This window comes from Bacteriovorax sp. DB6_IX, from assembly GCF_000447775.1.
Lineage (GTDB): Bacteria > Bdellovibrionota > Bacteriovoracia > Bacteriovoracales > Bacteriovoracaceae > Halobacteriovorax_A.
The window spans coordinates 1-10,694 of sequence record NZ_AUNJ01000284.1 but is presented as its reverse complement, the minus strand read 5'-3'; the positions used below and the strand labels follow the sequence as shown (position 1 = coordinate 10,694).

At 38.2% G+C, this 10,694-nt stretch carries 9 protein-coding genes and 1 pseudogene; 6 read left to right on the top strand and 4 right to left on the bottom strand.

Features of this window, described 5'->3' with window-relative positions; all coding sequences use genetic code 11:
- From M901_RS08370 to M901_RS08360, 3 genes are all read left to right on the top strand, one after another.
- Nucleotides 1–675 (top strand): hypothetical protein (locus tag M901_RS08370; RefSeq protein WP_021277754.1); only part of this gene is annotated, 675 nt, incomplete at its 5' end.
- Complete coding sequence (locus M901_RS08365; protein WP_021277751.1) at nt 665–1,483, top strand: mechanosensitive ion channel family protein; 819 nt, start codon at nt 665–667, stop codon at nt 1,481–1,483. The genes M901_RS08370 and M901_RS08365, both read left to right, overlap by 11 nt.
- Entirely contained in the window at nt 1,483–2,343 is an 861-nt protein-coding gene (locus M901_RS08360; RefSeq protein ID WP_021277759.1) for a mechanosensitive ion channel domain-containing protein, read from the top strand. The genes M901_RS08365 and M901_RS08360 overlap by 1 nt, the downstream gene beginning before the upstream one ends.
- Here M901_RS08360 and M901_RS08355 read toward each other — a convergent pair.
- On the bottom strand, nt 2,330–2,947 hold the full coding sequence (locus M901_RS08355) for a MarC family protein (RefSeq protein ID WP_021277757.1): 618 nt from the start codon (nt 2,945–2,947) through the stop codon (nt 2,330–2,332). The genes M901_RS08360 and M901_RS08355 overlap by 14 nt on opposite strands.
- A gap of 150 nt (nt 2,948–3,097) precedes the next feature.
- Here M901_RS08355 and M901_RS08350 point away from each other — a divergent pair, with 150 nt between their 5' ends.
- The 3 genes from M901_RS08350 (at nt 3,098) to M901_RS08340 (ending at nt 8,283) form a co-directional block, all read left to right on the top strand.
- Nucleotides 3,098–5,278 carry an OsmC domain/YcaO domain-containing protein gene (locus M901_RS08350; RefSeq protein WP_021277752.1) on the top strand — a complete coding sequence of 727 codons (2,181 nt, stop codon included), beginning with the start codon at nt 3,098–3,100 and terminating at the stop codon, nt 5,276–5,278.
- Between the two features lie 287 nt (nt 5,279–5,565).
- Complete coding sequence (gene katG / locus M901_RS08345) at nt 5,566–7,803, top strand: catalase/peroxidase HPI (protein ID WP_034721388.1); 2,238 nt, start codon at nt 5,566–5,568, stop codon at nt 7,801–7,803.
- A gap of 48 nt (nt 7,804–7,851) precedes the next feature.
- On the top strand, nt 7,852–8,283 hold the full coding sequence (locus M901_RS08340) for a plastocyanin/azurin family copper-binding protein (RefSeq protein WP_081653402.1): 432 nt from the start codon (nt 7,852–7,854) through the stop codon (nt 8,281–8,283).
- Here M901_RS08340 and M901_RS18205 read toward each other — a convergent pair.
- The 3 genes and pseudogenes from M901_RS18205 to M901_RS08325 form a co-directional block, all read right to left on the bottom strand.
- Complete coding sequence (locus tag M901_RS18205; protein ID WP_021277758.1) at nt 8,267–8,878, bottom strand: response regulator; 612 nt, start codon at nt 8,876–8,878, stop codon at nt 8,267–8,269. The two genes, M901_RS08340 and M901_RS18205, sit on opposite strands and share 17 nt — an antisense overlap.
- A complete protein-coding gene (locus tag M901_RS08330) occupies nt 8,841–10,220 on the bottom strand; it encodes a CHASE domain-containing protein (protein WP_021277756.1) in 1,380 nt (459 codons plus the stop codon). The genes M901_RS18205 and M901_RS08330 overlap by 38 nt, the downstream gene beginning before the upstream one ends.
- Nucleotides 10,221–10,330: 110 nt before the next feature.
- A pseudogene (locus M901_RS08325) lies at nt 10,331–10,636 on the bottom strand (MASE1 domain-containing protein); the annotation flags it as partial.
- Between the last annotated feature and the right edge of the window lie 58 nt (nt 10,637–10,694).

The window sequence follows — 10,694 nt, the reverse complement described above, 5'->3', positions numbered from 1 at the left end:
CAAACGGGGGGATTCAGTGCCTATTACGAGCTTATCAATCTCATCAACTTAAATACAGAGAATATCTTCTGGGTTATGTCTTTTAATAAATATAGCTGGTTATTTCTTGATAGGGCCTTTGGTAGAACCCAATTCTTTAGAAATATTTTTGAACTTCAAGGTTGGAGTGACTCAAAAATAAAAGAGCTTATTATGAAAAGACATAATAAGACAAAATTTAAACTCTCATATGACCTTCTCATTAGTGCTACAAGGTCACAGGATGAAATCGATAAGTATGCTTCAATTGAATCTAAGTTCTTTAAGCTTCTATGGGAACTTTCGCGAGGTAATCCTCGTGCTGCGCTCTACCTTTGGATGACGGCACTTTCGAGAAAGAATAGAACAACTTTTAATGTTAATATCCCAAAAGAGTTCGAGTCAGCGGGACAAGAGAAAATGCCCGATGAGCTACTCTTTGTCATTGCGCATGTTCTTAAGCATGAAAACCTCACAGCATCAGAAATAGAGTCGACGACAAATCTTCAAAGAGGATATGTTCGTAATGCGATTAAAATAGCTCTTGAAAGGAATTTCTTCTATAGAGACGAACGCCACAGATATATGGTTGATATTACAACTCAACATAGTTTAATCAGATTTTTAAAAGTGAAGAATTTTATTTATGGAAACTAATAAAGACCTATCGTTAATTATATTTGATTTTTTTAAGCTAGATAAGATTCTTCTCTTTCTCTTTCTTATCATATGCGTCTTTATCATTATAAAAATAGTAACAGCTTGGTCAGATAAACTTCAGCAAAAGTTCTCTGGAAAGAGACTTGTTATTTTACAGGTCACAACAGTTTTCTCCTTTGTCACATATCTATTTGGATTTCTAGGAATCTTCTACTATGTTTTCCAACCTTCTAAAGAGCTTCTCGTTGCCGTAGGTGGTTCCGCAGCCGTGGCCTTTGGTTTTGCCTTAAAAGACCTTGTGGGCTCGATGATTGCAGGTTTTATCCTTCTCTTTGATAGGCCCTTTCAAGTAGGAGATCGAGTTAGCTTTGGCGACACCTATGGAGAAATTAAAAGTATCGGTTTAAGATCAGTGCGCCTCGTGACCCTCGATGATAATTTAGTCACTATTCCAAATTCAAAATTCTTAACAGATGTAGTCTCTAGTGGAAATAGTGGGGCTCTCGATATGATGGTAGTGATTCCTTTCTACTTCTCAATCTATCAAAACTTGGAGAAAGCTAGGGCCCTCCTTCATGAAGTCGTTATTACAAGTCGTTTTGTTTACCTGGAAAAGCCAGTTTCTATTGTCTTTGAAGAAGTGGCCCAAGCGAATAATTTTGTTATAAAAGCTAGTGTCAAGGCCTATGTCATTGATGTAAAATACGAAAAATCATTCTTGTCCGACATTACAAATAGAGGTAATAAGGTTTTGAATGAGCATAAAATTTTACGTCCTCTAAACTCAGGACATGGAGAATCTTAGTGGAAGCCTTGGTTGCAAAAGCTTTGGACCTATTTGCCAAGTACCCTTATTTAAAAACAGTAGTTTTTACTTTCCTCTTATTTGTTTTCTACCTTGTAATAAGAAAAGTTGCTCTCAAAGCAATCTCAAAAGGGCCTGGTTCTAAGGTTGAAAAGCAGTTGATTCAAAAGAAGTTTTCAAAATATTCACTCTATTTTTTAGTGCTGTGTATTTTCTTTCTATGGTTTACTCAGTTACAGGTATTCTTTGTCTCTATTTTAGCAGTAGCAGCGGCCATCGTTCTCGCATTTAAAGAAATGATCATGTGTATTACAGGTGGACTACTTGTCAATATTTCCAATACTTTTAAAACTGGTGATCGAATTGAAGTTGATGGTTATCGTGGATTCGTAATTGAGAAAAGTCTTTTAACAACAAAGATTCTGGAAATTGGACCGGAGAAAAACTCTCAACAAACAACAGGTGATATCATCTCCATCCCAAATAGCTTGATGCTTTCTAAGGGCCTCAAGAACGAGTCCTACTTTAAAGGATACTCTATTAAGTCATTTGTCTTCAAAATTGAGAACCAATCTCTCGTGACAAGTTTTGAGAAGGCCATACTCGCTGAAGGCGAGAAATTCTGTCAAAGCTACTTGGAAGATGCCAAAAAGAATATTAATAATTTCTGTGATAAAGAGAGATTGATTGTCCCATCAGTTAATCCCAAGTCAAAAGTACTTGTCGATGAAGGAAAGGACTTTTCAGTACTTATAAAAATCCCTCTTAAGAACACAGAAATTGCAGATGCTGAGCAATTATTTAATCGCTTCTATCTCAACTGGAAGGTTAAAAATGCAGACAAGCTTAAGCAATCTTAAAGAAAGTCTTGATACCCATTAAAATATTATTCGCGGCCATTGAAGCTAGGATTAATCCCATAACCTTGGAAATGACAATGGCCCCTGAATTCCCAATTCTTTGATGGATTTTATTCGCTAAGCGCATAAGGATATAATTTATTAAGAGTATCACTAAGAGAACAATCGCGACCTTAGATTGACTTAAGAAAGAGCTTCGCTCACTATCGGCAAGCAGTACCACTGCAAGAATTGCTCCCGGTCCTGCAATCGAAGGAATGGCCAAAGGGAAAATAGCGGTCTCTGTTCCATTTTTTACAAGTTGAATTTCTTCTTCTGGCTTACTACTTCCAAAGATCATATTCATAGCAAAGAGAAAGAGAATAACGCCACCAGAAGTTTGAAAGGCAGCAAGAGGAACTCCTACATTCTTAAGAATGAACTCTCCTACAATTAAAAAGAAAAAGAGGATGAGAGTTGCAACAAATGTAGACTTCTTAGCGATACTCACCTTCTCTACTTCATCATAATTCTTCGTGATGGCGATAAAAACGGGGATAGTTCCAATAGGATCAATAACTGCCCAAAGAACGATGAAGATGCTAACTAACTCATCAAAATTCATTTTGCCTCTTTCTTAAAATTGTTTACTAAATTTTCATACTAAGTGAGTTCTTTGTAAAGCTATAAGTTTCAAGTACTTAGAATAATGTAACTCTTACTCTCCTTAGTGATTTTACTGTCTTAAGCTACGAATTAATGTTAGTTAGTCACCATGCAAGTAGACGTAAGATTTTTAGATAATTTAAGACTTGAAGCCAGCTTTGATGACTTCACAATAGTAACTGATCAACCAATCCGCTATAAGGGTGATGGAACAGCACCTGGACCATTTGATTACTTCCTCGCATCGTCAGCACTTTGTGCTGCTTACTTTGTTAAGGTTTATTGTAAGGCAAGAGATATTCCAACTGAAGATATCAAAGTCACTCAAAATAATATCATCGATCCAGAGAATCGCTATAATCAAACTTTTAATATTCAAATTGAGTTACCAGATAGTATCTCTGAAAAAGACAAGAAAGGTATTCTGGCCTCAATGGAAAGATGTACGGTTAAGAGAGTTATCCAAAATGCACCGGGCTTTAAAATTGATGCCAAAGACATTCTTGGAAAAGAAGAGAACGCAGTCTTTGATCAATTTCTAAATACAGATACTAAAACTATGATCAAAGGAAAGGATTGTTCTCTTGAAGAGACGATCTCAAATATGACGACTCTTCTGAGTGATCTTGGAATTAATATTGAGATTGCTTCTTGGAGAAATCCAGTCCCTCATGTTTGGTCTGTTCATATTCGCGATGCAGACTCTCCTATTTGCTTTACTAACGGAAAAGGGGCAACAAAAGATTCAGCACTGGCCTCGGCCCTTGGTGAGTATCTCGAAAGGATTAGTAATAACTACTTCTATGCGGATTACTATTTAGGACAAAAGATTGCAAATGATGATTTCGTCCACTATCCAAGTGAGAAATGGTTTCAACCAGCGCAAGATGACAGTATCCCTGAAGGGCTTATGGATTCAACTCTACTCGCTGCTTATGATAATGATGGTGAACTTAAGGCATCTCATCTCTATGACACCAACTCAGGAAATAGAGAGAGAGGAATTTGTGCACTTCCATACGTGCGCCAATCTGATAAAGAGACTATCTATATTCCAATGAATATCATAGGAAATCTCTTTGTTAGTAATGGTATGAGTGCCGGAAATACGATCCCAGAAGCGAGAGTTCAGTGTCTCTCTGAGATATTTGAAAGAGCTGTGAAGAATCAAATTATTACAGAAGAAATTGCACTTCCAAATGTTCCAGAAGACGTACTTAATCGCTACCCTAGTATTGTAGAGGGAATCAAGAAGCTTGAAGAATCAGGCTTTCCAATATTAGTAAAAGACGCCTCTCTTGGGGGAAGATTTCCAGTCATGTGTGTGACTTTGATGAATCCAAAAACAGGAGGAGTTTTTGCTTCTTTTGGAGCTCACCCTAGTTTTGAAGTTGCGCTCGAAAGAAGCTTAACAGAGCTTCTCCAGGGAAGAAGCTTTGAAGGACTCAATGATGTACCAGCTCCTTCATTCAATGAGTTCGCCGTTAGTGAGCACAATAATATTATAGACCACTTCATTGACTCCACAGGGGTTGTCTCGTGGAAATTCTTTAGCTCGAAGTCTGATTATGAGTTTGCCGACTGGGATTTTTCAGGAACGACTCAAGAAGAGTTTGATTACCTCATGACAATCTTAAATGAGATGGGAAAAGAAGTTTATATTGCAGACTATGAAGAGCTCGGTGCCAAGGCATGTCGTATTCTTGTTCCAAACTATTCTGAGATATACCTTCCTGAAGATCTTATCTGGGATAATAATAATCAGGCGCTGAATTATCGTGAAGACATCCTGACGATTCATCAACTCAATGATGAACAACTCGAATCACTAGTCACAAGACTTGAAGAAAGTGAAATTGATGACAATATGCCAATTTCTGAACTCATAGGAATTGCCTTTGATGAGAATTCAGAATGGGGGCAATTAGTTATTGGAGAACTAAAAGCATTGATCTATATGGCACTTGGTGAGCTAGAGACGGCAAAACCATATATTGATTCTATTGCCGCTTTCAATGATTTAGCTCCGGCCAGAAAGCGCTTCTACCATGTTCTCAACATCGTCTCGGATGCTGTGTTAAATGATGAAATTGAGCTAGAAGACTACACTGAGAACTTCGTTAGAATGTTTGGATTAGAGATTGTAAATCAGTGTATTGATACGATAAATGGAGACTCCAAATTCACCGGGCTAACAGAGACCGATATGAACTTTAAAGGTCTAGATAAGCACCTAAGACTCATCGAAAGTTATGAAAAACTTCAAAAAGCAAAACGCCAATATCTTTAAACGAATATAAAATAATCAAGTATTGGGCATGGGTCAAATATACCTGTGCCCTCCACTAGAGCAATATTTTTTCGCTCTCAACAAAAGAATTAACAACATACTCTTTTCAACAGATTACATACCTTAGCATAAGCTAAGCTGTTATTTTTTTAAGTTATAGCTGAAGCCTATCGGCCAATAGAGATTTTGTATTATAAATTTATTTTCTCTACTCTTATGATTTATCCAAGCACATCATTCAAAGAAGTTTAACTTCTTAATCACTTGTTTTATCTAAGGGAGGATAAATGAAGCGCAAAATCGTACCTCTGCTAACGGTTCTATCGTTAGTTGGATGCTCTTCTTCATCTGTGGACAATGGACACCACATGTCTCACGCGAAAGAAGGAGAAGCAAAGTCAAATCTATTTTGGTGGCCTAATAAGATCAATCTATCGCCACTACGTCAGCATGCCGCTGAATCAAGTCCAATGAGTAAGAGATTCAAATACGCTAAGGAGTTTAAGAAACTAAATCTTAAGCGTGTGAAGAATGATATCGCAAAACTCATGAAAACATCTCAGGATTGGTGGCCAGCAGATTACGGTCACTATGGGCCATTTTTTATTCGTATGGCCTGGCACAGTGCTGGAACATATAGAGTTTCAGATGGTCGTGGTGGAGCAAGCGGTGGACAGATGAGATTTGAACCACTCAATAGCTGGCCAGATAATGCCAACCTAGACAAGGCCAGAAGACTTCTTTGGCCAATTAAAAAGAAGTATGGAGCAAAACTATCATGGGCCGACCTCATGGTACTTGCTGGAAACGTTGCCCTAGAGGACATGGGCTTCAAGACATTTGGTTTTGCAGGTGGAAGAATGGATGACTGGGAACCAGATATGGTTTACTGGGGTCCTGAAAAGAAATTCTTAGAAAGAAAAAGACACACAAAAGATGGAAAACTAAAAAAACCATTTGGAGCAACTCAAATGGGTCTAATTTATGTTAATCCAGAGGGACCAGATGGAAAACCAGACTTCTCTCTCGCAGCAAATGCTATTAGAGAGGCCTTTGGAAGAATGGCCATGAATGATGAAGAGACGGTTGCACTAATTGCTGGTGGTCACACTTTCGGAAAGGCCCACGGAAAGAAGAAACCTTCTAACTGTGTAGGTGTTGAACCTGCTGGAGCCAAACTAGAACAACAGGGCCTAGGGTGGAAGAATAAATGTGGATCAGGTAAAGGTGTTGATACTATTACTTCAGGACTTGAAGGTGCCTGGACTTCGACTCCAACTCAATGGAGTATGCAGTATCTACAATTCCTCTACAACTTCGAATGGCAAAAAGTTGAAGGACCAGGTGGTGCCATCCAATGGGAACCAGTTGATGAAAATACCAAGTCTCTTGTACCAGATGCTCATGATCCAAATATGAGACATAAGCCAATTATGTTCACAACAGACTTGGCCTTAAGGTTTGATCCAGCTTATGGAAAAATCACAAAGAGATTCTTGAATAACCCGAAAGAGTTTGAAGACGCCTTTGCTAGAGCATGGTTCAAACTCACACATAGAGATATGGGACCAAGAGCACGCTACGTAGGAAAAGAAGTTCCTAGAGAAGTACTTTCTTGGCAAGACCCAGTTCCTAGAGTGACTCATAAGCTTATCAACAAATCAGAGGCCTCAGCGCTTAAATCGAAAATTTTAGCGACAGGTCTTTCTGTTCAAGAACTCGTCAGAACGGCATGGGCCGCGGCAGCAAGTTATAGAGGAACAGATATGAGAGGTGGTGTTAACGGAGCCAGAATCCGTTTAGCACCTCAAAAAGACTGGTCTGTTAATAACCCTCAAGAACTTTCTAAAGTCCTTGCAACGTTAGAAAAAGTACAAAGAGACTTCAATGCGAGTCTTGAATCAGGAAAGAAAGTCTCTCTTGCTGACGTTATCGTACTTGCAGGAGCTGCAGCAGTTGAAAGTGCAGCGAAGAAAGCGGGTGTTAATGTGACGGTAGGATTTATCCCTGGAAGAACAGATGCCTCTCAGGCCAACACAGATGTTCAGTCATTCTCACATTTAGAGCCAAAAGCAGATGGGTTTAGAAACTACTATTCTAAAGATAGCTACTTCTCACCTATTGTTTCACTTGTAGATTCTGCCAACAAACTGACTCTTACAGTTCCAGAAATGACTGTTTTAATTGGTGGGCTTAGAGCGCTTGGGGCAAATTCAAATGGAAGTACTCACGGGATCTTCACAAAGAGACCAGGTGTTCTTTCAAATGATTTCTTCGTTAATCTCTATGACATGTCAACAGAGTGGAAGAAATCTTCTCAAGAAGGTCTTTATGAAGGCCTTGATAGAAAAACTGGAAAAGTTAAATGGACAGCAACTCCAGTTGACCTTGCTTTTGGTTCAAGCTCAGAGCTTAGAGCTATTGGTGAAGTTTACGCTGCCAATGATGGTAAAAGAAAATTCGTACGTGACTTTGTTAAAGCATGGACAAAAGTCATGAGACTCGATCGATTTGATCTACGTTAGAACTCCTGCCCAGTGCCTAGCACTGGGCATTTTCACACAGAGAAAATAATGAAATATATAATAATGACGATTCTTTTCTTTCAAATATCTATTCAAGCAAAAGAATACCAAATTCAAATGCTAAACTCTGATAATGGCCAAAGCATGACATTTAGTCCAAGCTACTTGGAGTTAAAAGTTGGTGATAAAGTAAAGTTTATCGCTAAGGCCAAAGGACATATCACCCACTCCGTTTACTCTGGCGACAAAGTAACAAAGTGGTCAGGTAAAACCAATGAAGAAATTAGTGTCCAATTTGATAATCCTGGTTACTATATCTACGAATGTAAGAACCATGGTGTCATGGGAATGGCCGGAGTCATAAAAGTTGGGGAAGCCAAAGATAGAACAGATGCGATAAATTTTGCCCAAGAGTTCGAGAAAAAATTCATAATGAATAAGAAGAGATTAACTCAAATCTTGTCTAAGACTGATTCTTAATCTTTGTGTAAACAGAGACTAAGACATCTTCAAGCTCTCTCACCTGTACAGGTTTTGCAAGATGACCATTCATACCAGCATCAAAGCATTTCTGCCTATCTTCAGGATAGGCATTTGCAGTCATAGCGTAGATGAAGAGGTTTTCTCGGTTGTGGTCTCTTCTAATGAGACGAGTTGCTTCAATTCCATCCATAACAGGCATCTGCATATCCATAAGAACCAAATCGTACTGCTTCTTCTTAATTGCCTCTACTCCCTCATGACCATTATTGGCAACATCTATGTGATAACCATGCTTTTTGAGTAGAAGAACAGCAAATTTTTGATTCACTAAATTATCTTCGACAAGCAGAATTTCAAGCGGAAAATCTTCTGCTAAAATCTTTTCTAACTCATTCTGTTTTTCAACCCTTTCACTTCCTTTTTCTACAACCTTCGCTAGGATATTAAAAGAATAAGTACTTCCTTCATCTTTCTTACTTTTGACACGAATTTGCCCACCAAGTAACTCTACAAGATATTTTGAAATCGAGAGCCCAAGTCCCGTTCCTCCATACTCACGAGTGGTTGAAGACTCGGCCTGAGTAAAAGACAAGAAGTATTTTTTCAAGAGACTCTGAACTAAGTCCTATTCCAGTGTCTTGTACCGAGATATTAATGTTGGCCTCATCCTCAATTTTTTCCTCTAAAGAGATATGGACTTTAACACTTCCCAAGCTTGTAAACTTAATCGCATTACTGAGTAGATTATTTATAATTTGCTTAAACCTAACGATATCCGTAGAAATCATTTCTGGTACATCCTCATCAACAGAGGACTCAAGCTCAATTCCCTTTTCATTTGCCTGAGAGCGAAAGAGTGAGATGACCTCATCTAGAGTTCGGCGAATTTCTACATCATGTTTCTCAATCACTAACTTTCCAGAAGTAATCTTAGAATAATCGAGAACATCATTAACAATCGTCAGTAAGGAGTGACCACAGTTCTTAATAACTTGTGCCAATTCCTTAGTTTCAGAGTCAATATTCTTATTCATAAGAATCAAGTCTGTCATACCGAGAATACCATTCATCGGTGTTCTAATCTCATGTGACATATTGGCATAGAAAGTAGACTTCATATTATTTACTTTCTTTAGCTCTTCCGTCTTCTTATCAACCTCTCGTTGAATCTGCATCTCCTTGCCAAGAGTTGTTAATAGAACAAACCCAAAAAATCCTGTTAATAGAAGCCCCACAGTTGAGAATATCCATGTGGTCCAAGATTTATTAGCAAGTAGATAGTCTTGATCTGGCCAGGCATTGATATACCATACTTCATTAGCGACTTTCACTTCGTGAGAAAAGAGAACTTTTTTCTTTTCGCTATCACCCTTTTTTAAAAGGATATTCTTATGACCATTTCTCTGCTCATAGATTTCATAGTTCAATCCCTCTACCGATACACTTCTAAGGGCAACATCAACCAATTCCTTGACTTTAAAGACACCTAAAATAAAGCTATTCACAATATTTGACTTCTGAACAGGAACAAAGACTAAGAATGCAGGCGCTTTTTGACTTTCTTGGACTAAATGAATCGCCTTGGTTGCCGTAGCTGAGTTACTTCGAAGTGCCTTCTTTATCGCATCTACACGATCAGGTTGAGATCCCAGATCAAAACCATAAGCCTTCTCATTTCCTCTTTCTGGGTAGAGAAAATAGACGGGGTAATACTTATCCCTTTTTGAAGCTGGAACAAGATCTCCCAACTCATTTCTCTCTCTTATAATATACTTTCTTCCTATAACTTCTGTTGCTTTTTCTTCAAAATAATCGCGATTCTGGGACTCGACGATAGGAATCCATTCTAAGGCATGAATACCTTTATGTGATTCAAAAATATGGGATGTATAACTCTTAAACTCGTCAATAGTCGTCTTTTGAGAGTTCTCCATATACTGTCTCGTAAAAACTAGGAACTCAATATAATCTTCAATAGCAAGCGCGAGGTGATCGTCAAACTTCTTCGGCCTTTTGTTTTAAAGTTGTATTGATAATCCCCTGCTCATAACGACTCACGGTAAATAAAGATACTAATGGCAATAGTTAAGAAGAGAATAATTGGGACAGTTGCTTGCAAGGCTTTTTTATGATTTCGGATTATCATTAAAGTTAATGGCGCCATAAGAAAGACTCCAATAGAGTCTCCAACCCACCAAGTAAACCAAGTAATGAAGAAATAATCCCATGGTACAATATCAAAAGCACAAAGACTTAAGGCTCCAAAGCTAGCTGAAATTATACATGACAAGAAGCCTGCGATAAAAATAAAAAGCAGAATCTCTTTCGGATCTTCTACCATATCAGGGTATTTCGTAAACTTCTTTTAATAGGTAAGCTCCTACAATTGAATGTAAGTAAATTCCAAT

What these genes read in the sequence shown, in the direction of transcription:
- M901_RS08350 (WP_021277752.1), top strand. Translation starts at nt 3,098, where the DNA reads ATGCAAGTAGACGTAAGATTTTTAGATAATTTAAGACTTGAAGCCAGC.
- M901_RS08340 (WP_081653402.1), top strand. Translation starts at nt 7,852, where the DNA reads ATGAAATATATAATAATGACGATTCTTTTCTTTCAAATATCTATTCAA.
- M901_RS08355 (WP_021277757.1), bottom strand. Translation starts at nt 2,947, where the DNA reads ATGAATTTTGATGAGTTAGTTAGCATCTTCATCGTTCTTTGGGCAGTT.
- M901_RS08365 (WP_021277751.1), top strand. Translation starts at nt 665, where the DNA reads ATGGAAACTAATAAAGACCTATCGTTAATTATATTTGATTTTTTTAAG.
- katG (WP_034721388.1), top strand. Translation starts at nt 5,566, where the DNA reads ATGAAGCGCAAAATCGTACCTCTGCTAACGGTTCTATCGTTAGTTGGA.
- M901_RS08330 (WP_021277756.1), bottom strand. Translation starts at nt 10,220, where the DNA reads ATGGAGAACTCTCAAAAGACGACTATTGACGAGTTTAAGAGTTATACA.